This window comes from Gemmatimonadota bacterium (assembly GCA_040388625.1).
Classification (GTDB): Bacteria; Gemmatimonadota; Gemmatimonadetes; order Gemmatimonadales; family Gemmatimonadaceae; genus Fen-1247.
Genome location: JAZKBK010000001.1, coordinates 101,218 through 124,452, shown reverse-complemented (window position 1 = coordinate 124,452; position 23,235 = coordinate 101,218). Strand labels below are relative to the sequence as shown.

Here is a 23,235-nt window from a genome sequence, read left to right as displayed (position 1 = left end):
ACGCCGGCATGCGCACGGGCGCGGAAATGCACCCGGACTACCGGACGTGGACTACACAGACGCGGGAGGCGCCCTGGGCTGGGTCGATTTGAGCTGAAGTGCTTCGATCCACCCTTCAGCGGTAGTGACCGGCCTGAAGACGGGCTGGCCTGGCGGCACGGGGACCGCGGCCGGATGCGAGCTCAACGCGTGGAGCGACAGCACCGAGCACGCGGCACACGACGCAGCGTCGTGCGTGAAGTGACCCCGATGGTTTCCCGCCGCCTCGACGTGCGCGGACAGCCCAAAGCCGCGGCTCTCGGAGAGAGGAGCCACCGCTATCCAGCATTGGGCAAGAATGGCCAGCACAGCTGCCAGCCGCCATCCCCACCGGCCGCTACCACGTCGTACGCTTTGGGTCGGTCTGAGCATCCGGTCTAATCGTATACCAGCACACGTATTACGCACCAGTGGGCAAAACGCTACGGCACGCCGCCCACTCCGGATGCGCCACGGCGGGATCTCGCCCCCCCGGGCGCCGGCCGCCGTCGCGGAGCGCAAAATGGCCGCAGGGTGGCGCCACGACCCCCCGGAGTGCGATCTTTGGAAGCCTTAGATGAAAAGACAAGACGCTCTCGAATATCACAGCTCGGGCCGGCCCGGCAAGATTGCCGTTGTACCTACCAAGCCGCTAAACAACCAGCGAGACCTCTCCCTGGCCTACACGCCAGGGGTCGCTGAGCCGTGCCTGCAAATCGCCAAGAATCCCGAGGATGCCTGGCGCTACACTGCGCGCGGCAACCTCGTCGCCGTAGTAACCAACGGCACCGCGGTCCTTGGCCTCGGCAACATTGGCGCCCTCGCCGGCAAGCCGGTGATGGAGGGCAAGGGTAATCTCTTCAAGCAGTTCGCGGACATCGACGTCTTCGACCTCGAAGTCGGCTCGGAAGATCCGGATGACATCATCCGCTTCTGTCAGCTGCTCGAGCCCACGGTCGGCGGCATCAATCTGGAAGACATCCGGTCGCCCGACTGCTTCTACATAGAAGAGACGCTCCGGAAGACCATGAAGATCCCGGTCTTCCACGACGACCAGCACGGCACCGCCATCATCTCCGGTGCCGCATTGCTCAATGCACTGGAGATAGCCGAAAAACCGATCTCCACCGTGCGCGTGGTCTTCTCCGGCGCCGGCGCCGCCGCAATTTCCACCGCCGAGCATTACGTCCGACTCGGCGTGCTGCGCGAAAATATCCTGATGTGCGACCGCGAAGGAGTCATCTACGCCGGCCGGCCCGGCGGGATGGATCCGTACAAGGCGCGCTTCGCGAATGAGACCGACGCGCGAACGTTGACTGACGCGCTGGTCGATGCCGACGTCTTCGTTGGCCTTTCCGTTGCGGGCGCCGTGAGTGGCGAGATGGTTTCCCGCATGGCTCCGCGCCCGATCATATTCGCGCTGGCCAATCCGATGCCGGAGATTCTTCCGGACGAGGTCCGCTCAGTGCGCTCCGATGCAATCATCGCGACGGGACGCAGCGACTATCCAAATCAGGTCAACAACGTTCTCGGCTTCCCGTTCATCTTCCGCGGTGCGCTGGACGTGCGCGCAACGGAAGTGAACGAAGTGATGAAGATGGCCGCGACTCGCGCGCTCGCGCACCTCGCAAAGGAAGACGTACCCGAGAGCGTGGCACGTCTCTACGGCTTGCACTCGGTTCATTTCGGCGCGGATTACCTGATTCCATTCCCGTTCGATCCGCGCGTTCTGCTGTGGGTAGCTCCCGCCGTGGCGTGGGCAGCGGTTGCGAGTGGCGCAACCAACGAGTTCATCGACCTCGACGAATACCGCGATCAGCTGGAAGGAAGGCTCGGCCGCGCTCGCGGACTCGTGCGAGGCCTGATCAATCGCGCACAGCGCGACCCCAAGCGCGTCGTCTTCACCGAAGGTTATGAGCCGAAGATTATACGTGCCGCACAGCAGGTGCTCGACGAGGGGATCGGTGAACCGATCCTGATCGGAAACCCGCGCGACATCGAGGACATCGCGCGTCGTAACGGCATCAACATTGCCGACATACGACTCGAAGATCCAGCCACTTCGCCACTACGCGACAAGTACGCCGCGTATCTCTGGAAGCGGCGCCAGCGCAAGGGCCTGAGCCTCGGCGAAGCGCATCACCAGCTGTACAACTCGAACTACTTCGGCATGTGCATGGTGGCGTGCGGCGACGCCGACGCCCTGCTGGCCGGAGTCAACATGCACTACCCCGAGACGATCCGCCCCGCGCTGGAAGTGATTGGAGCGCATCCCAAGGCCGGCCTCGTCAGTGGCATGTACATGCTCGTATTCGAAAAGCAGGTTGTGTTCTGCGCCGATACGACCGTGAACATCAACCCGACATCGGATCAGCTGGCACAGATCGCGTACGCTGCGGCGCGCGTAGTGCGCACGCTCGGAATCGAGCCGCGCGTCGCCATGTTGTCATTTTCCAACTTCGGCTCCGTCCGCCATCCGGACGCGCGCAAGGTCAGCGATGCCGTCGCCATTCTGCGCGAGCGTCATCCCGACCTTATCGTAGATGGTGAGATGCAGGCCAATACGGCGGTGGATGAAGATCTCCTTCGCTCGACGTACCCGTTCAGCACGCTGACAGAGCCGGCGAACGTGCTGATATTTCCGGATCTCAGCGCCGGCAACATTGCCTACAAGCTCCTTAATCATCTCGGAGGCGCCACCGCGATCGGCCCCATTCTGGTGGGAATGGATCGCGCGGTTCACGTACTCGAACAGGGCGCCGACCTCCAGGAGATCGTCAACATGGCTGCGGTGGCCGTGATCGACGCGCAGCAGCGTGAACAACGCGACCGGCTCGAGCCGGAGCTGTGACCACATTCACATTCAATTGAAGAGAACATAGATGTCCGCAAATTCACTCAAGGATCAGGGCCTCGCACCCACCGGCACTGTTCATTTCAACATGGTGCCACCGGAGCTCTTCGACGCAGCTGCTCGGCGTCAGGAAGGCCAGTTCGCCGACATGGGACCGTACGCCGCCGTCACCGCACCGCACACCGGCCGCTCACCCAAGGACAAGTTCCTGGTCAGCAACCCTTCCACTGACGGCGATGTCGATTGGGGCGATGTGAATCGCAAGATGGATCCCGCGCACTTCACCGCTCTCCTTGCGGACGTCCAGGCGTACCTCGACAAGCAGCCGGAGCTCTTCGTTCAGGATCTGTATTGCGGAGCAGATCCCAACTACCAGCTCTCGGTTCGCTACGTCTCGCCAAATGCATGGCAGATGGCATTCGTGCGGAACATGTTCATTCGTCCCGATCGCAAGACGCTCGAAACCTTCGCGCCCAACTTCACGGTGCTTCACGCGCCCGAGATGCAGGCCGATCCTGCGAAGCACGGTACACGTACCGGCACCTTCGTAGTACTGAACCTCGCCAAGCGCATGATCCTCATCGGCGGAACACGCTACGCCGGCGAGCTCAAGAAGGCGATGTTCACGGTGATGAACTACATGCTCCCCAAGCAGGGCGTCCTCTCCATGCACTGCTCGGCGAACATCGGCAAGGCCGGCGATACCGCACTTTTCTTCGGACTCTCGGGAACGGGTAAGACGACGCTTTCCGCCGATCCATCGCGCGACCTCATCGGTGACGACGAGCACGGCTGGTCCAAAGAGGGCGTGTTCAATTTCGAGGGCGGATGCTACGCCAAAGTGATCAATCTGTCGCCGGACACCGAGCCTGACATCTACCGCACCACGCAGATGTTCGGCACCATCCTCGAGAACGTCGTACTCGACGATCAGAAGCGCATCAAGTTCGCCGATCAGTCGATCACGGAGAACACACGCGCTTCCTATCCGCTCACGTACATCCCGAACCACGTGCCGAGCGGGCGCGGTGGACATCCAAAGAACGTAGTCCTGCTTACCGCCGACGCATTCGGCGTGCTGCCGCCAATCTCCAAGCTCACCCCAGAACAGGCGATGTACTACTTCCTGTCCGGCTACACCGCCAAGGTCGCAGGCACCGAGCGCGGTGTGACCGAGCCGCAGGCGACCTTCAGCGCTGCATTCGGCGCGGTGTTCCTGGTCTGGCCAGCAGCGAAATACGCGGACATGCTCGGCGAGCTGCTGCGCGAGCACGGCTCGAACGTCTGGCTCCTCAACACCGGCTGGAGCGGCGGCCCGTACGGCGTCGGCAAGCGCATGAAGCTGAGCTACACGCGAGCCATGGTCAACGCCTTGCTGAGCGGTGCGCTCGACAAGGTTCCGACCACGACCGATCCGATCTTCGGCCTCAATGTACCGCAGTCGGTGCCGGAAGTCCCCAAGGAGATCCTGAACGCGCGCGGTACGTGGGAGGATAAGGACGCGTACGACAAGCAGGCACGCAAGCTCGCCGGCATGTTCCGCGATAACTTCGCGCAGTTCAAGGGCACCTCGGAGGCGATCAAGGCCGCCGGACCAAAGGGATAACGAACGCTCGGCCTGGCTAACACCGTGCACCGCCGGCGGCGTTAGCTTTCGGGTCATGGAAATCATCCGCGACCCCATCTGGAACAACATTCGCGTCGACTCGTTGGCGCTGGAACTGGTGGACACACCGGTATTCCAGCGCCTTCGTTACGTCCGGCAGTTGGGGCTCGCGTATTTCGTATATCCCGGCGCGACTCACACGCGCTTCGAGCATGCGCTCGGCGCATATCACCTGTGCCGGATTGCGATCGGCCTGCTGCGCGAGCGCGGAATCGCCGACGTACCCGAAGAAGAGTGCACCGTGACTACGATTGCGGCGCTGCTGCATGACGTCGGCCACTACCCCTTCTCCCACGCTCTGGAAGAGATTGGCGCGACCAATCACGAGGAGGTGGCGACTGCGCTCGTGACGACCGGCCCCGTGGCGTCGATTCTTCGCTCCCGGATCGGAGAGAACGCCCCCGAGCGAATCATCGCGCTGATCCGGGGCGAGGCGGATTCCCCGCTTCAGGGACTGGTGTCCGGATCGCTCGATCTCGACAAGATCGAATACTTGAAGCGCGATGCACACATGTGCGGAGTCGCATACGGCGAGATCGATGTGGACCGGCTGATCAACTCGATGGTGCTCGTCGGCGATCCAGTCACGGGACTCCAGACTGTCGGCGTCGCCGAGAAGGGACTGTCCGCGCTGGAATCGCTGCTGTTCGCGAAGTACCAGATGTACCGCAACGTGTACTGGCACCATGCAGTGCGCAGCGCTACGGCGATGTACAAGCGTGTGGTGGAAGACGCGTGCGATAGCGGAACACTGACACAGGAGAAGCTCGTCAGCTTTACAGATGAGGGACTGCTCTACTTTTTGCAGGATCGTGCACCGTCGCCACTGCTGGCCGCGCTTCGCTCGCGCCATCTCTTCAAGCGCGTGGCTGAATGGCCCGCATCCGAACTCGACGACGGATTCGGCGACTGGATCGGCAACGACCGCAAGCGCACTCGTGCCGCGGAGAACGCGCTGGGCTCGATGCTCGGTTTGAAGAGCGGCGAGCTGTTGCTGGACTACCCCGAGAAGACGCAGATGCTGGGGCTGGACATAGCAGTATTGCGACGCGATGCGACCGTCGAGACACTCACCAATCGCGGAATCTCTGGCGCGATAAATCTCCCGCGACTGTCGGAAGAACTGTATCGCTCCGCGCGCTGGCTGCGCGTGTTCACCGCGCGTCGGCTGGAAGCCTCAGCGGATGAGATAATGCGGACCATCGCGGCTTCCTGAGTCCTATACGGCAGCTGGAAAATTAGTTGACTTAGTCAACTATTTGGCGCCGCCGCAGTATCGCAAGCCCCACCGCCATAAACGTTAGCGCTTCCTTAATGCGCTATCATCGCAGAGCTCTTAACGCACCGACGAGACTTGGCGTCATAGATGGCGAAGTCGGTAAACGCCGACGGCGCGCAAGACACCGTTCAGTGCGCGGATTGTGAACTTGGCCCTCGTGGCACGGAGCTTATACGATGAAAACACGTTCCCTGTTATCAACGCTGACAGCGGCGCTAGTGATAGCCGCGGGCGTCGCGTGCAGCGACTCGACTGCACCGGGCGCATCGTCGCCATCATCCTCGGCATCATTCGAGGCGGCGGTAACGCCGGACCTGGCGCCTAGCGCGGGTGAAGATATCGCGACTGATTATTCATTCATGTCCGGCGCCGATCTCACCGGATCTGGCGCGTCGTTCTCCGTGAACGCACCCGGCGCAACGATCGCGGGCGCGGGCGTTTCCCCCATAGTCAACGCGCCCCCGTCGGGCGGATCGGCGGCATGGATCAGTCCGTCGTGCGTATTCAATGCTGCGACCGGACGATTCAACTGCCCGCCGATGAAGCGCGGGACTCAGACGTATACCGTCAGCTACGCATTGTTCGACGCGAATGGCACAACACAGTCTGCGTATAACAAGTCCACGACTGCATCGATCAACTTCATCGTCGCCGATACCGGTCAGACGAGCTTCAGCGCGAACCAGAATACATTCTCCGACACCACATACCGGTTGCACAACCGGACCGTCTCCACTCTCCTCGGCGATACGGTGCACACCTGGAATGGCAGCGGCACCGGTTCAGTCCACTCCACTCGCACGGGCCAGATAACGAAGGACTACACCTTCACATCGACCGATACGGCGTCCGCGATCAAGTTCCGGCAGCCGCGCGACATCAACCCGTATCCGCTGAGCGGGACGTTCGTGAAGAACTACACCGTGGTACGGACTCGCGAGGCGAGTGACACCACGACGCACACGACGACGCGACAGGTGGTGGTGACCTTCAACGGAACGGCGAACGTGCCGATGACCATCAACGGCACCGCCTACACGCTCAACCTCGACACGCACAAGGTTACCAAGCAGTAGCGGCGCGGATGGATAGAAGCAAGAAGGGCGCAGATCAAGTGAGATCTGCGCCCTTCTTGCTGCAGTTGTAACGGTTGTGTCAGTGTCCTATCGCATCCAGTGCCTTGTTCACGTCGGACGTCAGCTGCATGACCTTGTCCTTTGTCAGCGCCAGCGCGATCTGCTGATCGCTGACCGCGTCGCCGACATAGAATCCGAATGCCGTCTCGCCGGTTGTCGTCGTGGTGACATTGAGGGTGAGAGCGAGGCCAAGGCCGCGCATCTCGCCCATCTTGGGTGTTGCGCTGGAAGCAAGCTCAGCCGCGGAAGCGGTCCAGGTGCGGACCGAGTCAGGGGTGAAGTCCGAGGTCGTGACGGCGGTGGCACCAGTGCGGCCACCAGCTACGAAGCGGACGCGGCCGTTCAGCGTCTCGGTGGTGAAGAGCAGATCGCCGATCGTATCGGCGCGTACCGCGTGCCAGGCTGGCTCCGTGTCGGCGGCGGCAACTGGGGCACTCTGCATCGCCGGCTGCTTGACCGGAGACGGGCTCGCGACGGCCATCGTGGCGGAGGCGAACAAGGCGATGAAAATTGGCATCCGGGTAACCTCGCGACGGAGCGGCGGAATCGCAACTGGGAGACGCCTACGATTCCCTCAGGATCAGCTCCGAGAGGTCGCGGAAAAGCTCCAACGCCCCCGGATTCGCGAGCGCCTCGACGTTCTTCACCGGCCGTCCGTGAATCACCTCGCGGACCGCAATCTCGCTGATCTTCCCGCTTACTGTTCGCGGTATGTCGTCGATCTGAATCACTACCTTCGGCACGTGCAGCGGCGTAGCGTTGCTCCGTATCTGCGTCTTGATCCGCGTCACGAGATCGTCCGACAGACTCAATCCCTCCCGCAACCGCACGAACAGCACGATGCGAACGTCTCCGTGCGCACCGTTGCCGATCTCCTGGCCCACCGCAACGCTCTCGATTACTTCGGGAAGCTGTTCGACCTGGCGATATATCTCAGCCGTTCCTATCCGTACTCCGCCCGGATTCAAAGTAGCGTCGCTGCGCCCGTAGATGATCATCCCATCATGTTCGGTGAGCTCGGCCCAGTCGCCATGACGCCATGCGTGCTCGTAGAAGTCGAAGTACGCCGCGCGATACTTGGCGCCGTCCGCATCATTCCAGAATCCCACGGGCATGCTCGGGAACGGTCGCGTGCACACCAGCTCGCCTGGCGATCCCGCGATGCCGTTGCCGGCAGCGTCGAACACGTCGACCGCCATTCCGAGTCCGCGGCACTGGAGCTCGCCGCGATACACTGGCGCAGTCGGATTGCCGAGGGCGAAGCATGAGATGATGTCGGTGCCGCCGCTGATGCTGGCGAGATGCACCTCGCTGCCGACTTGCCGATACACGTAATCGTAGCTGTGATCCGCGAGCGGACTTCCGGTGGAAAGAATCGTACGCAGCGACGCGATGTTGTGGCTCGTCTTCGGGACCAGATCCGCCTTCTCCGCCAGCGCGAGATACTTCGCGCTCGTTCCGAACACCGTCACGCGCTCACGCTCTATGAGATCCCAAAGGATATCCACTCGCGGCTGCAGCGGAGCACCGTCATACAGCACGACCGTCGCGCCGACGGCGAGCGAACTCAGCATCCAGTTCCACATCATCCACCCACAAGTGGTGAAGTAGAACATCCTGTCATCACGCGTAAGATTGGTGTGCAGCACCAGCTCCTTGAGATGCTGCAACAACGTCCCACCGGCTCCGTGCACCATGCACTTTGGAAGTCCCGTCGTTCCGGACGAGTACATCACGTACACGGGATGATCGAACGGCAATCTCTCGAATGCGGGCGACCGTCCGATGCGTCGCAACGAATCCCACCGCACTGCACGCGGAACCGTCGCGGCGTCCACACGATCGTTGAGGTATGGAACGATGATGACGTTGGTAATCGAAGGAATCCGAGATGCGATCTCACGCACGCGCTCGAGACAGTCGATCTCCTTCCCGGCGTAACGGTAGCCGTCGGCGCAGATCAGAACCTTGGGCTCGATCTGACCAAATCTGTCCAGCACTCCCTGCACTCCGAAGTCCGGCGAGCACGAGCTCCATACGGCGCCGAGTGTGGTCGTCGCGAGCATCGCGATGATCGTTTCCGGGAGATTCGGCAGGAAGCCGGCGACGCGATCACCCACTCCGACACCCATGTCGCGCAACGCAGTCGCGATTCGGCTCACCTCACCGCCCAGCTCCGCGAAAGTCAGCTGATGCTGCCGTCCCTTCTCATTCCACGATATGATCGCGGGCCGGTCGTCTCTGAAACGCAGGAGATTCTCGGCGAAGTTGAGCTTCGTTCCGTCAAACCATTTCGGTCCGAGCTCCGCATCCGGCGGCGCCATGCGATCCAGTCCGATGCACCTGCTCGAATCGAAACCGTCTGCGATCAGCCCGCAGAAATCAGCGACCGCACGCCAGAATTCTTCACGATCGAGGATTGACCACTCGTGCAGCACGCCATACGGCAGCGGGATACCGCTCTCGCCAGCCGCGAGCTCGCCGCGCGAGCGCAGCGACGCTATGAACCGCGTAAGGTTCGCGTCGCGCACCTGCTCCGGCGACGGACGCCAGATTGGCTGCACTTGTGGTGTCGTCATTCCCGTGCCGGCGATTCGGAGATTCGTCATTCCCGCGAAAGCGGGAATCCATCTGCTGCCGATCGACTCCCTGCTGTCATCGCATCCAGAGATCGACAACATGGATTCCCGCTTTCGCGGGAATGACGAGGACTACATGGATTCCCGCTTCCGCGGGAATGACGCCTCTGGGATTGACGAGGTTCAGCGACGCCCACCGGCAACGAAACTTACGAGGTCGGCGGTGAGAACGCTGTCTGCTCGTGCTGCGCCGAGATCCACGACTTGTGGTAGTTCGGATCTTCGATGTCGAGTGCCTGCTTCGCGACTTTGAGCGGGCGGAACGTGTCCATCATCACCGCAAGCTCGTCGGTGTACTTGGCACCGATCGACGCCTCCGCCCGACCTGGATGCGGTCCATGCGGCAGACCGTCCGGGTGATGCGTGATCGAGCCGAACTCGATTCCCTTGCGCGACATGAATTCGCTCGACGCATAGTACAACACCTCGTCCGAGTCCACGTTGGAGTGGTTGTACGGAGCAGGTATTGCTTCCGGATGGAAGTCATACGGACGCGGGCAGAACGAGCAGACCACGAAGCCGTCGCCCTGGAACGTCTGGTGCACCGGAGGTGGCTGGTGCACACGTCCAACGATCGGCTCGAAGTCCATGATATTGAACGCCCACGGATAGAAATATCCGTCCCATCCAACAACATCGAACGGATGGTGATCCAGAACCAGCTCGTTGATCCCGTCGTACTGCTTCACGTAGATCGGAAAGTCACCCATCTCGTCGTGCGGCGGAACGAACACGGGACGCCGAATGTCGCGCTCCGAATACGGCGCGCCTTCCACAAGCTGGCCAAACTCGTTGCGATACCTCTTTGGCGAGCGTATGTGTCCCCTGCTCTCCATGATGAGAAGCTTGGGCTGTTCCGCCTTCTTGTCAAAGCGATACTTGTGCATGATGCCGCGATGGATGACGAGATAGTCACCCTCGCCAAAGGGCAGCTCGCCAAAAATCGACTCGAGCACGCCCTTGCCCTTGCTCACGTACACCAGCTCGTCGGCCTGCGCGTTCCTGTAGAAGTGCTTGTCTTCCACATTCGGCTCGACGTACAGCATCGCCACGTCCTGATTGAACAGCAGCGGAATGCGATCCATCGTCGGACTGCCGCCCTTCTTTATGCGCGACGTGAGGAAGTGGCGGTGACGAAGCGTCACGTCCTTGTCTTCCTCGAACTTCATTTCCTTGACGCGGCGCACCGACTTCACAGTCGTCGGCGGGTATACGTGATACAGCAGCGAAGACGTTCCCGTGAACCCTTCGTGTCCCATCAGCTCTTCCGCGTATATCCCGCCGTCCGGCTTGCGGAAGGCGATGTGTCGCTTCCGCGGGATCGCGCCCAACGTGTGATAGGTAGGCATGGCTTACGTATTCCCGCGCAATTCCTGCTCTCGCTCGATCGCTTCGAACAGCGCCTTGAAGTTGCCAGCGCCGAAGCTCTTGGCTCCCTTGCGCTGAATGATTTCGTAGAACACCGTGGGCCGATCCTCGACCGGCTTGGTGAATATCTGCAGCAGATATCCGTCCGGATCCCGATCGACCAGAATGCCGAGCCTTGCGAGCTCGTCGATCGGCTCGTCGATCTTGCCGATGCGGTCCTTGAGGTCGGCGTAGTAAGTGCCAGGCACACCGCTGAGGAACTGAACTCCGCGAGCGACCAGCTGCTTCACGGTTCCGATGATGTCGTCGGTCGCAAGTGCCATGTGCTGTACGCCGGGTCCCTTGTAGAAGTCCAGGTACTCGTCGATCTGCGACTTCTTCTTGCCTGCCGCCGGCTCGTTGATCGGGAACTTGATGCGATCGTTGCCGTTTGCCATCACCTTCGACATCAGCGACGAGTATTCCGTGCTGATCATCTTGTCGTCGAACGTGAGGAGATTGCGAAAACCCATCACCGTCGCATAGAAATCGACCCACACGTTCATCTTGCCGAGCTCGACGTTGCCGACGCAGTGGTCCACGTACTTGAGACCAACCGACGGCGGCTGATACGCCTGCGTCACCGGACGGAAGCCCGGCATGAACAGTCCCTTGTAGTTCTTTCGCTCCACCAGCGAGTGAATCGTCTCACCGTACGTCTTGATCGCCGCGATGACAATCTCGCCGTTGTCATCACGCATCACACGCGGCTCGTGCACCGACTCGGCGCCCCGCTCGACAGCCTTCGCGTAAGCGTCGCGTGCGTCCTCCACCCAGAGTGCCAGGTCGCGTACGCCGTCACCATGGCGATAGACGTGATCGGCGATGACCTTGGCGTCGTCGCTCAGATCGGGACGAATCGCCGTGGTGAGAACGAAACGGATCTTGTCCTGCTGCAGCAGATAGCTCGCCCGGTCGCGGACACCGGTCTCCGGACCGCGGTACGCAACCATGTGGAAGCCGAATGCACTCACGTAATAATGGGCCGCCTGCTTCGCATTCCCCACGTAGAACTCGATGTAATCGGTTCCGTTGATCGGGAACGTGTCTCCTGTCGCAGCCTGCTCTGGTAATGTCGCCGTTGCCATTTGGTACCTCCGTTGTGTTACATGCCGATCCCGGGCGTCAACCCTTTCTTGAAGCGCCGTGCGCCTCTGCCAGCTTCCGGGCTATGCCGCGATAGAACTGCGCGTCGGGACCCTTTCCCTGATCTTCCAGCGAGAGAGAGGCCAACTCGAGCGCGTATAGAATATTTCCAAGATAGAGTCGCGCCAACTCGCCAACATCCTGCTTCGATTCGGACGGTTGTTCGAAAGGCTCTTCAACCAATTGAGCCCGCTCCGGGATTTGTCGGATGCGCCCCGGTCGCCATGGCAGACGACGAGTGCACGCGCACGACGACGACCGTAATGTTGTCTACACCTCCGCGCGCATTTGCTTCCGAGATCATGGCGTCCACAAGGCGGTCCGGGGTCGCGCGGGAGCCAAGCAGCTGCTGCAAACGCCAGTCGTCCACCATGCCGGTGAGACCGTCGCTGGCCAGCAGGAACACGTCGCCCTGACGAACTTCGCCGTCGGTTATGTCGGGCTCAACGTCCCAGCCCATTCCGACGCAGCGCGTTATCACGTTGCTCTGCTTGTGGTTCTTGGCTGCATCGCGCGTGATGAGGCCGGCGTCGATCTGTTCCTGCACCACCGAATGGTCGTGCGTGATCTGGCGCAGCTCGCCATCGCGGAACAGATAGATCCGGGAGTCGCCCAAGTGACCGATGATGAACCGCTCGTCGCCCAGCACCAGCACCGATGCGGTGCTTCCCATCCCCATCTTGTCCCGCTCGGCGGCGCTCCGCTCGAAGACGGCTCGATTGGCGTGGCGCAGCGCAAGCGATACCAACTCGAGCGCGTCGGCACTCTCGAGGTCCTTCAGCTTCTCCAGGTCCACGGAGACGACTTCGACGGCCATCTGGCTTGCGACCTCACCGGCCGCATGCCCGCCCATCCCGTCCGCGACCATGAAAAGGCCGCGATACTCGTTGGCGTCCGCAAAGAAGCTGTCCTCGTTCCCTTTCCGAACTCGTCCGACGTCCGAGCCGGCGGCTACTGCAAAATGCACTAGAGGCTCACTAGAGGCTCACAAGCGTGATCGTTTCAAAGGTGATTCTTAAATCTGCAAGCGCCAGAGGCGTGCGTACAGGCCATCCAGCGCAAGAAGTGCGTCATGTGTTCCGTGCTCCACCACCTCGCCGTGGTGCATCACGATAATATCGTCCGCGTCTACAATGGTACTGAGCCGGTGTGCGATGGCGATTGTCGTCCGTCCCGCCAGAAGGACGCTCAGCGCCTGCTGGATCTCAGCCTCGACCTCGCTGTCGACAGCGCTCGTCGCCTCGTCCAGGATCAACAGGGCCGGATCGGCTGCAACCGCCCGTGCGAACGATAACAACTGGCGCTCGCCCACGCTTATCGACGCGCCGCGCTCGCCCAGCACCTGATGATAGCCATTTGCAAGGCGCCGGATGATTCTGTCCGCCCCTACCTGCTCCGCGGCCGCCTGCACCTGGGCATCCGTGAGCGGCGCCGACAGACGGATGTTTGACGCAACGTCCCCGGCGAACAGGAAGATGTCCTGCTGCACGTAGCCGATCAGCTCGCGAAGCTGCTCCACCGGCATGTCGCGCACGTCCCTTCCATTGACGAGGATCCGCCCCTTCTGCGGATCGTAGAATCGCATCAGCAGACTGACGATCGTCGTCTTTCCAGCGCCGGTGTGCCCCACTATCGCCAGCGTCTGCCCGGGCCGCGCGGTGAAGCTGACGTTGCGAAGCACCCATTCGGGCTCGGTGGCCGTCCTGGACGCCGCCGAGTGCGGGCGGTCATATGCAAACCAGACGTTCTGGAATTCAACGAGGACGGTCTTTGGCCGCTCTCGCGCCAGGTGCGCGTCACCCGAGACATCCACCCATGGCTCCGTGTCCAGCAGATGAAAAATCCGCTCCGAGCTGGCCATCGCGGTCTGGAGAGTGTTGTATTTGTCCGACAGGTCCTGTAGAGGCTGGAAGAAGCGCCGCACCAGTTGCAGAAAGGCCGCTACGGTTCCGACCGTCAGTGTCGCAGCCTCGACGCGCGCGGCGCCCGCGACCAGGAGACTTGCCAGCGCTACCGACGTAAGAATCTCGATCGCCGGGAAGTACAGCGCATAGACCGTGATCGAGCGCAGATGTGCATCCAGGTGGCTCTTGTTCAGCTCATCGAAGCGCCGAGCCTCGTCTCGCTCTCTTCCGAACAGTTGAACGACTCGCATTCCGACCAGCCTTTCCTGCAGGAAGGCGTTGATTCGGGCCAGGCGAGTGCGAATGTCGCGATATGCCTCGCGAACCTTGACGCGAAACACGTGCGAGACGAGAACGACGAGGGGAATCACGCCGAACGCCGCCAGCGCCAGCCGCCAGTCGGTCACGAGCATCGCGATGCTGATTGCGAGCAGTGTGAACAGGTCGCCCATGCCGCTCACCACACCCGCGGTGAACAGCTCGTTCAGCGTCTCGACGTCAGACGTCACGCGCGTGATTAGGCGGCCAGCGGGATTTCGGTCGAAGAAGGCGATCGGCAGCCGCTGCAGGTGACTGAAAAGCTGCAGCCGGAGGTCGCGCATGACGTTCTGGCCCAGTAGTGCGGTGAACCAGGTCTGGCCGTACGAGGTTCCAAGCTCCAGAACGAGCGACAGTCCGTACACTATGACTGCGAGCTTTATCGCTGCATAATCGTGCCTGGGAATCGCGACGTCGATCACGCGTTGCGTCAAAAACGGCCCTACGAGCTGTAGGGCGCCTTCGATCATGAGGAAGAACAGCGCGATGGCGATCAGGGCTCGGTACGGCGCTGCGAAGGCCAGGAGCCTCCGCATCAACCGGCTGTCGTAAGCTTTGCCGAGCGCCTCTTCTTCGTGGAATGACAGGGCGGGCGCGGTCATGCGGCCTTCAATCTAACCGCGCGCAATTGTGGTACGGTGGTTGCCATGATGATATGTGTCGTCTTTCCACAACATCGGAGGTTGTATGAGCATCATTGCCTGGATCGTGCTCGGCTTGCTGGCGGGTGCCATCGCAAAGGCCATTTCGCCGGGGACCGACCCTGGTGGGATAGTCGTAACGATGATCATCGGAATCATTGGCGCCTTCATCGGCGGCTGGATTGGCGGTATGATCACCGGCGTAGGCCTCACAGGTTTCTCGCTGTGGAGCCTCGTCCTGGCCATCGTCGGCGCGCTGATCCTGCTCTGGATCTATCGCATGAGCGTCCGCGGGCGTACCACCACGGTCTAGCGTGCGAATGGTTCCGTAGGGCGCTGGTTGGAGGCAGGCGCGCATGCGTCGGCCGACCATCCTGCGCCTTACGCCCGCCACCGTCAGCTACGGGCTTTCTTCGCCCCTATTCGCTATCTTTCAAGGGTGAAGGATTATCTGGTCGTCCGTGGGGCTCGGCAACATAATCTGAAAGGATTCGACCTCGAGATACCGAGGCGAAGCTATACGGTCATCACGGGGCCTTCAGGCTCCGGGAAGTCATCGCTCGCGTTCGATACGATCTACGCCGAAGGGCAGCGGCGCTACGTCGAGTCCCTGTCGGCCTATGCGCGCCAGTTCCTCGAGCGCATGGAAAAGCCGGACGTCGATTCGATCGACGGTCTGTCGCCAGCAGTAGCGATCGAGCAGAAGAATCCCACCAAGACATCGCGCTCCACCGTTGGCACCGCAACGGAGATCTACGATTACCTGCGATTGATGTGGGCCCGGATCGGCCGCACGTTCTGCCCCCGGTGCGGCCGCGAGATGCGCCCCGATTCGGTTTCGTCGGTCACGGACACGGTGCTGTCGCTTGCGCCGGACACGCGCTTTGCGGTGACGTTTCCGCTCAAACTGTCGGCACGCGTCACCACACCTGTCGTGATCGAGAATCTGCGCGCCCAGGGATTCCTGCGTGTATCGGTCGATGGTGCCATCAAGTCGCTGGATGAGATCGGCGCAGACGACGACCTCACGCGTGCGAAGGAACTTCTCGTCGTCGTGGACCGACTGTCGGTGAAACCCGACGCGAGCAGTCGCCTCGCGGAATCGATCGGCACATCGTTCCGCGAAGGTGACGGTGACGTGGTAATCGTGTTCACCACGCCGGTGCGCTCTCCGTTGAATGGTGAGATGGTCACGCGGCTCAGATTCACGGATCGGTTCGAGTGTGCCAACGACGGCACGCGCCTCCCCGCTCCCACCCCGCAGCTGTTCTCGTTCAACAATCCGCGCGGCGCATGTCCGCGTTGCAATGGATTCGGCGCGATACTCGAATACGACGAGTCGCTCGTGATTCCGTATCCCGATAGATCGCTTCGTGATGGTGCGATCGAGCCGTGGACCAAGCCACGTTACGACAACAAGCGCAGAACGCTGGCGGAATTCGCGAAGAAGAACGGCATTCCGATGGATGTGCCGTGGCTCGATCTGTCGTCCGCGCATCGCGAAATGCTCCTGAACACCGAAGCGCGTCGCGGCTACGTGGGGATATTCCCGTTCCTTCGCGCGCTGGAAGAGAAGCGGTACAAACAGTACATACGCGTCTTTCTCAGGCAGTACCAGACAGCGCAGGAATGTCCTGCGTGTCATGGCGCCAAGCTGCAGCCAGAGGCGCTGAACGTGCTGGTCGGCGGCCGCAACATCGCGCAGGTCGCCGAGCTTCCGATCGACCGGCTGAGCGACTGGCTCGAGACGCTGGAGTTGAGCGACTACGAGATCGCGATCGCCGAGATGATTCTGCGGGAGTCGCGAGATCGGGTGCGTTTTCTGCGCGACGTGGGGCTGGACTATCTCACGCTCAACCGGTCGACGCGTACACTTTCGGGCGGCGAGGCGCAGCGCATCGGGCTGGCAAATTCACTGGGCTCGCGCCTCGTCGATACTCTGTACGTGCTGGATGAGCCGTCGGTCGGATTGCACCCACGCGACATGAACAGGCTGCTGTCGTTGCTGCGCAGATTGCGCGACGCAGGCAACACGGTGATCGTCGTCGAGCACGATCCAGCGGCGATGGAAGTCGCGGATTACATGGTGGAGCTGGGACCAGGCAGCGGTGCGCACGGCGGGTCAGTGATGTTCGCCGGGCCGATGTCGCGTATCGCGGAGAGTCCACTCACCGGAAAGTATCTGAGCGGTGAGCTATCCGTCCCACTGCCGGAAGAGCGCCGTCGTGTGGGGCCGCGCTGGATCGCGCTCAACGGTGCGCGCGAGCACAACCTTCACGGAGTCGATGTGAAGATTCCGGTTGGCGCGATGACGGTGGTCACCGGTGTATCTGGATCTGGAAAGAGCACGCTCGTGCACGACGTGTTGTACCACGCGTTGGAAACCCACACGCAGGGTGAGCATTCGGCGAAGCGACACCTCGGTGAGGCCGTCGGTGCATACGAGAGCATCAGCGGCGTCGAGGCTATCGACGATGTAGTGATGATCGATCAGAGTCCGATCGGACGCTCGCCGCGGTCAAATCCCGTGACGTACATCAAGGCGATGGACGAGATTCGCGCGATATTCGCGGATGCGCCGCTGTCGCGTCAACGCAAGTACACGCCCGGCACGTTCAGCTTCAACGTCGAGGGTGGCCGTTGCAGCAAGTGCGAGGGCGCGGGTTACACGGAAGTCGAGATGGTGTTCATGGCCGACGTCTTCGTTCCATGCGACGAATGCGGCGGCCGACGGTTCAAGGCGCCGGTTCTCGAAGTGCGCGTCAACGGAAAGAACATCGACGACGTGCTGCAGCTTACGGTGGATCAGGCCATAAGGTTCTTCGCGCGCGAGGAAAAGCTCGGTCAGGCGCTCTGGCACCTGCAACAAGTCGGACTTGGCTATCTACGACTGGGGCAACCTGCAACGACACTATCGGGCGGCGAGGCTCAACGCATCAAGATTGCCCGCGAGCTTGCGCTGGCGAGCAAGAAAGGCGGCCGCAAGCTGTACATCATGGACGAGCCGACCACGGGTCTGCATCTGGACGACATCCGGAAGCTCGTGCTCGTGCTGGATCGTCTCGTCTCCGCGGGTCACACGATGGTGCTTATCGAGCACAACCTCGACGTGATCAAGCTGGCGGACTGGGTCATCGACATGGGTCCGGAAGGCGGTGATGGCGGTGGCCAGCTGGTGGCAATGGGCCGGCCCGAGGAGATCGTCAGGGTGGCGGGCTCCCATACCGGCCGATGGCTCGCTCCCTTGCTTGCGGCAGGCGCTCCAATTCATGAAGCACCGTCCGAGTCCGAGAGGGGTACTACACGTGGCGGGTCGAAGACGCTGCGGGTGGGGTAAGTCGAGCGCGTCTGCAGTTGAGCTTGGCAGGTTTGCGCGCTAAATTGGTAGGTCTCCCCCGGAACAGATCCCGCGGGACATTCCCCAGTAGCTCAGTTGGTTAGAGCATTCGACTGTTAATCGAAGGGTCGTAGGTTCAAGTCCTACCTGGGGAGCTGAGCAGGTAATTGCCTCGCCTTGAGTAGCTACTCAAGGCGAGGTTTTGCTTTAGCGAAAGCTCCACATCGTGTGGCCGCGTGGCCTGGCCACCGTCGCCGCGGATGTTCGTTATTGTGTACTGGCGTCCTACGCCGAGCGCGAACTCCCAATCCATTCACGAGAGAGCGAACATGTCGACAAATCGCGCTATCCTCGAACACCGACGACCGGCGATTGCCTGGATGATTGCAGCAGTCATTACGGTCACGCCATTCCTTGCCACCGCCACAGCGCAACACCAGGCCTCGGCAAATGCACCCAAATCGGGCGTCGAGCTTCTTCAGCGCATGCACGACCGCTACGCCAAAACGTGGTACCACTCGCTCAGTTTCACGCAATCGACCGAAGTCCATCTCCCGAACGATTCGGTGGTGCACCAGACGTGGTGGGAGACGGCGTCGGTGCCCGGCTATCTGCGCATCCGCCGTCTCGCAAACGACGACCGGAACGTCAGCATCTATCGCAAGGATTCGCTCTACACGCGCCGCAACGGTGGACCGTGGCAGGGACGCAAGCTGCGCAACGATCTCATGGTCCTGGGCTTCGACGTGTATCGGCAGCCCGTGGATACGTCCGCGCAGATCCTGCGTGAAGAGGGATACAACCTTGACGTGGTGTCGGATGGAACGTGGGATGGACGGCCCGTGTGGGTCGTCGGCGCACAAAATGGCGACAGCACGACTCCGCAGTTCTGGATCGACAAGGAGCGGCTCGTTTACGTCCATTCGATCATGCGCGGGCTTCGTGACACAACCAAAACAGCCACGGTGACGTTCGGCGATTATGCACCGCTCGCAGGAGGCTGGATCTCGCGCGACGTGTCGATCGAGGAAGGCGGCAAGCTCCTCCAGCGCGAAGTTTACCGGGACATCAAGGCGAACGTCGACGCACCACCAGCGATATTCGATCCGGCGCAGATACCATAGCACTATGGCTGGGAAGCAAGACGTCGCACTTTCGTAGATCGATCACGATTGCCCATCTGATGTACTCATGAACCCTGAGACGGACGAGTGGCTCTGGGGCTGGGACGCAACACCGGGGATCGTATCCGTTCATGCGGACCATGACGGACGCGCAACGGTGTGGCGCCGCATCGCCGAAACGGGGGCACTCGTACGTGAGCAGGAGCGCTTTCGCCCATGGGTGCTGCTCGCGCACATCGACGACCTGAATCATCTGGGCAGCAGACTCGATCATGGCAACAGCCCATCGGCTGCATTTCGCCATCGTGAGCTGGAAGGACCGGGCGCGCTCCGTCATCTCGTTACCGCGACTGACGGTCGCTCCCTCACTGCAGCCATTCTCCGCGGTGCGTCCGAAAGGATGGGACAGCGTATCAATCACATCAGCGAGCTTGGCCAGCAGAACGTGCTGTCGCTGCCACCCGAAGAGCAGTATCTCGTCGCAACTGGACGCAATTATTTTCGCGATCTCCCGTTCGACGCACTGCACCGCATGCAGTTCGATCTCGAGACCACCGGCCTCGACCCGCAGCAGGATCGCATCTTCATGATCTCGATCCGCTATCACACGGGCGACACGGAAGTGCTCGAAGCGACGAGCGATGACGACGCTGCCGAAGCCGATCTGATCCGTCGTCTCGTCCAATCCGTGCACGCGGCCGATCCCGACGTGATAGAGAATCACAACCTGCATGGCTTCGATCTTCCGTTTCTGGACCAGCGCTCCCGTATGCTCGGCGCCCCGCTCTCACTCGGCAGAATCCAGACCGCGGGATTGCGACAGCGCGCAGCGCGGCGCGGTATTCGATCCAGTGACCCCAACGACCGGAGACGCGTAAGATTCGTCGCGCCAGGTAGAGAGCTCATAGACACTCTCGATGCGGTACGGCGCTACGACTTCTCGACGCGCGAACTGCCGGGATACGGGCTCAAGGCCGTCGCGAAGCATCTCGGCATCGCGGCCCCGGATCGCGAGTACATACGCGGCGATCAGATCTACACGACATTCCGTACCGATCCGGATCGCGTGCGTCGATACGCAACGGACGACGTCGAGGAGGTGGCGCAGCTGTCGCGTCTCCTCGGCGGCGCGGCGTATGCACTCGCGCAGATGGTTCCGAGACGGTACGAACGACTGGCGGATGCCGGCGCCGCGACCGGCGTCATCGATCCTCTGATCGTGCGCGCGTACATACGCTCCGGCGCGGCGCTGCCTGCACATCAACCTGGCGACGGAACTTCACATAGTGGCGCAGCGCTACATCTCTTCGCGGCCGGTGTCGCACATCGCGTCGTCAAGGCGGACGTAGCAAGTCTGTATCCATCGCTGATGCGCACGTATCGCATCGGACCCGCGCGCGATCGGCTCGGCGTTCTTCTGGCACTCGTCGATGGTCTGGTCGAGCGCCGACTTGAGGCCAAGGCTCGCGCGAGGATCTCTGTGCCGGGTTCGGCTCAACGACACAGCAACGAAGCGATGTCCGCAGCACTCAAGATAGTCGTGAACTCCGCGTACGGTTATCTCGGCGCGGGCGGCCTCACGCGATTCGCCGACATTCACGCGGCGAACGAAGTCACACGACGCGGACGCGAAGTGCTTGGACTTCTATGCAGGGAGCTCGCCGCTCGCGGCGTGACGCTACTCGAAGCCGATACGGACGGCGTGTATTTCGCGGTGCCTGCAAGCTGGAATGAAGCGGATGAGCGCCGCGTCGTCGCGGATGTCGCAACGCTGCTACCGCCACTGGTCCAGCTCGAATTCGAGGGACGCTACGCAGCCATGCTGTCACACGAGCCCAAGAATTATGCACTGCTCGGCTACGATGGAACGCTATTGCTGAGAGGCGTCGCCTTCAGATCGAGCCGCTCTGAGCCGTTTGGCGAGGCATTCCTGCGGCAGGCGATCGCACGACTGCTCGCCGGCGATGTGCCGGGCGTTCGGCGTGCATATCTCGCGACTGTCGCCGCGCTTCAGACGCGGCTTCTCTCGACGCATGATGTATCGGCGCGACTCCGCCTCTCCAAACCGCCGCAGGATTATCTCGCGACCAGAGCGAAGCGTCGCGAGATTCCATACGAGGCACTGTTGAGTGCGGGCCGGACGACGTGGAGCGTCGGGGACCGCATTCGCGTGTACCGCAAGCAGAACGGCGAGTACGGGCTCCTCACTTCGCACGAGGACGAGAGCGCGGATCAGGATCCGCGCGATTATTCCGTGGACCATTATGTCCGGCTGCTCCACACTACCTACGCACAGCGAATGGCGCGCGCGTTCACCCCGCTGGACTTTACCACCGTATTCGCGGACGCGGACCAGTTCTCCATCTTCCAGCCATCCATCGAATCAGTACGCACAGTTCTTACGACCAGCACCGCGACCATGATGCTGTCGACCGAATCACTGCCCCATTCGTAGCACGGGCAACGTGAGTGTGAACTCCGACCCGCGGCCCAATTCGCTGGTGACACTCAACTCGCCACCAAGCCGTCGCGCGAGATCCCGGCTGATTGCCAGCCCCAGGCCGACACCCTCGCTCGGATGATTGAGTTTCCGCCCGACCTGAACGAACGGCTGCCATATGCCATCGATCTGATCGGGTGGTATGCCGCGCCCTGTATCCTGCACGGAGACGCGCACACGTTTCTGTCCTGTTGATCCACCGCTCACGGGTCCGCACGTCATGCGTATCGCTCCGCCGGGCTCGGTGAACTTGATTGCGTTGGTGAGAAGGTTGAGTACAATCTGTTGCAGCCTGTGCGGATCGGCACGCACGATGACACGACAGTCGAGCGGCTCGTATGCGTACTCGATTCCCCGCGCTCTCGCCTGCGGCATGGTCATTATTTCAGCTTCTCGCAGGATCTCGTGCAGATCGACGTCGTCGAAATGCAGTTCGGTATGTCCGGAGCCGAGTCGTGCGAAATCGAGCACCTCCGTTATGAGGCGCAACAAGTGAGCCTGGCTCGCCTTGATGCGCCTGAGGTCGTCTGCCTGCTCGACGGTGATCGGACCTCGTAATCCCATCTCCAGCAGCTCGACGTAGCCGCCGATTGCGTTCAGCGGCGTGCGCAGCTCATGACTCATCGCCGCGAGAAACGACGTCTTGCTCGTGTCGGCTTGCAACGCGGCGTCGCGAGCGGATTCGGCTTCGCGAAGCGCAACCTCGGCAACGACGCGCGCTTCGTGCTCCGCTTCATAAAGGCGCACGTTTTCGGCGAGCAGCGCGGAACTCTCGAGCTGTTTCGCGAGGCGCGCGTTTTCGAGCGGCGCGGCAATCTGGTCCGCCAGCGCAGCGAGCAACCACTCGTCATCTTCCGATACCGGGAGTCCATCCGGCCGCACCGTGGCCAGAAGCCCGACGACGTTTCCATGCGACACCAGCGGAACACCGACGAAGCCACCCGCCAGGTTGGCACCCAGCAAGCCACGCAACCGACTCACCAGGGCCTCGTTCGCCGGCTGTCTGAAACGCTCGACGATTTCCGCATCGACTCCTATCGACGCACGCACGCGGAGCAGTCCGTCGTCATCCGTGAGCAGCAGCACCGCCTTCTCGGACCGCATCAGATGCGCCGACTGTGAGACCGCCAGATCGAGAATCTCATCGAGCGATCGCGCGTACGTGAATTCCCGACTGAGTCGAGTCAGCTGGTGGAGGTCCTCGATACGGCCGGGCCGTTCCATGTCGTCCATCATTTCATCAGAAGCCGGTAGTCTTCCGCAGGG

Annotated in this window: 17 protein-coding genes and 1 tRNA gene; 9 read left to right on the top strand and 9 right to left on the bottom strand. The window is 61.6% G+C overall.

The window, feature by feature from the left end; translation table 11 throughout:
- Nucleotides 1-51: 51 nt before the first annotated feature.
- Nucleotides 52-315, bottom strand: coding sequence for a hypothetical protein (locus V4529_00490; GenBank protein ID MES2356803.1), 264 nt, complete (start codon nucleotides 313-315; stop codon nucleotides 52-54).
- 280 nt (nucleotides 316-595) lie between these two features.
- Here V4529_00490 and V4529_00485 point away from each other — a divergent pair, with 280 nt between their 5' ends.
- The 4 genes from V4529_00485 (at nucleotide 596) to V4529_00470 (ending at nucleotide 6,893) form a co-directional block, all read left to right on the top strand.
- Nucleotides 596-2,869, top strand: coding sequence for an NADP-dependent malic enzyme (locus tag V4529_00485; protein ID MES2356802.1), 2,274 nt, complete (start codon nucleotides 596-598; stop codon nucleotides 2,867-2,869).
- Nucleotides 2,870-2,900: 31 nt separating this feature from the next.
- Nucleotides 2,901-4,478 (top strand): phosphoenolpyruvate carboxykinase (ATP), encoded by a 1,578-nt coding sequence (gene pckA / locus V4529_00480; GenBank protein MES2356801.1) that lies wholly within the window; start codon nucleotides 2,901-2,903, stop codon nucleotides 4,476-4,478.
- A gap of 55 nt (nucleotides 4,479-4,533) precedes the next feature.
- Complete coding sequence (locus V4529_00475; GenBank protein ID MES2356800.1) at nucleotides 4,534-5,754, top strand: HD domain-containing protein; 1,221 nt, start codon at nucleotides 4,534-4,536, stop codon at nucleotides 5,752-5,754.
- 239 nt (nucleotides 5,755-5,993) lie between these two features.
- Nucleotides 5,994-6,893, top strand: a complete 900-nt coding sequence (locus V4529_00470) for a hypothetical protein (GenBank protein MES2356799.1) — start codon at nucleotides 5,994-5,996, stop codon at nucleotides 6,891-6,893.
- A 79-nt stretch (nucleotides 6,894-6,972) separates the two neighbouring features.
- Here V4529_00470 and V4529_00465 read toward each other — a convergent pair whose 3' ends face one another.
- From V4529_00465 to V4529_00435, 7 genes are all read right to left on the bottom strand, one after another.
- On the bottom strand, nucleotides 6,973-7,470 hold the full coding sequence (locus V4529_00465; GenBank protein ID MES2356798.1) for a hypothetical protein: 498 nt from the start codon (nucleotides 7,468-7,470) through the stop codon (nucleotides 6,973-6,975).
- Between the two features lie 46 nt (nucleotides 7,471-7,516).
- Entirely contained in the window at nucleotides 7,517-9,562 is a 2,046-nt protein-coding gene (locus V4529_00460) for an acetoacetate--CoA ligase (GenBank protein ID MES2356797.1), read from the bottom strand.
- A gap of 179 nt (nucleotides 9,563-9,741) precedes the next feature.
- The gene (locus V4529_00455) at nucleotides 9,742-10,941 is read right to left on the bottom strand and encodes a homogentisate 1,2-dioxygenase (GenBank protein MES2356796.1); all 1,200 of its coding nucleotides are present in this window, start codon (nucleotides 10,939-10,941) and stop codon (nucleotides 9,742-9,744) included.
- Nucleotides 10,942-10,944: 3 nt separating this feature from the next.
- Complete coding sequence (hppD, locus tag V4529_00450; protein ID MES2356795.1) at nucleotides 10,945-12,087, bottom strand: 4-hydroxyphenylpyruvate dioxygenase; 1,143 nt, start codon at nucleotides 12,085-12,087, stop codon at nucleotides 10,945-10,947.
- A gap of 37 nt (nucleotides 12,088-12,124) precedes the next feature.
- Entirely contained in the window at nucleotides 12,125-12,328 is a 204-nt protein-coding gene (locus tag V4529_00445) for a hypothetical protein (GenBank protein ID MES2356794.1), read from the bottom strand.
- Entirely contained in the window at nucleotides 12,321-13,112 is a 792-nt protein-coding gene (locus V4529_00440) for a Stp1/IreP family PP2C-type Ser/Thr phosphatase (protein ID MES2356793.1), read from the bottom strand. Before V4529_00440 ends, V4529_00445 begins: the two co-directional genes overlap by 8 nt.
- 48 nt (nucleotides 13,113-13,160) lie before the next feature.
- Nucleotides 13,161-14,969 carry an ABC transporter ATP-binding protein gene (locus V4529_00435; GenBank protein MES2356792.1) on the bottom strand — a complete coding sequence of 603 codons (1,809 nt, stop codon included), beginning with the start codon at nucleotides 14,967-14,969 and terminating at the stop codon, nucleotides 13,161-13,163.
- An 85-nt stretch (nucleotides 14,970-15,054) separates the two neighbouring features.
- Here V4529_00435 and V4529_00430 point away from each other — a divergent pair, with 85 nt between their 5' ends.
- The 5 genes from V4529_00430 to V4529_00410 all read left to right on the top strand — a co-directional run bounded on the left by V4529_00430 (nucleotide 15,055) and on the right by V4529_00410 (nucleotide 21,924).
- On the top strand, nucleotides 15,055-15,321 hold the full coding sequence (locus tag V4529_00430; protein ID MES2356791.1) for a GlsB/YeaQ/YmgE family stress response membrane protein: 267 nt from the start codon (nucleotides 15,055-15,057) through the stop codon (nucleotides 15,319-15,321).
- Nucleotides 15,322-15,447: 126 nt separating this feature from the next.
- Nucleotides 15,448-18,345, top strand: coding sequence for an excinuclease ABC subunit UvrA (uvrA, locus tag V4529_00425; protein ID MES2356790.1), 2,898 nt, complete (start codon nucleotides 15,448-15,450; stop codon nucleotides 18,343-18,345).
- Nucleotides 18,346-18,426: 81 nt separating this feature from the next.
- Nucleotides 18,427-18,500 (top strand) — tRNA-Asn (locus V4529_00420).
- A 174-nt stretch (nucleotides 18,501-18,674) separates the two neighbouring features.
- A complete protein-coding gene (locus tag V4529_00415; protein ID MES2356789.1) occupies nucleotides 18,675-19,469 on the top strand; it encodes a hypothetical protein in 795 nt (264 codons plus the stop codon).
- 67 nt (nucleotides 19,470-19,536) lie between these two features.
- Complete coding sequence (locus V4529_00410; GenBank protein ID MES2356788.1) at nucleotides 19,537-21,924, top strand: DNA polymerase domain-containing protein; 2,388 nt, start codon at nucleotides 19,537-19,539, stop codon at nucleotides 21,922-21,924.
- Here the strand turns inward: V4529_00410 and V4529_00405 are convergent.
- Nucleotides 21,907-23,202, bottom strand: a complete 1,296-nt coding sequence (locus tag V4529_00405; GenBank protein MES2356787.1) for an ATP-binding protein — start codon at nucleotides 23,200-23,202, stop codon at nucleotides 21,907-21,909. The genes V4529_00410 and V4529_00405 overlap by 18 nt on opposite strands.
- Between the last annotated feature and the right edge of the window lie 33 nt (nucleotides 23,203-23,235).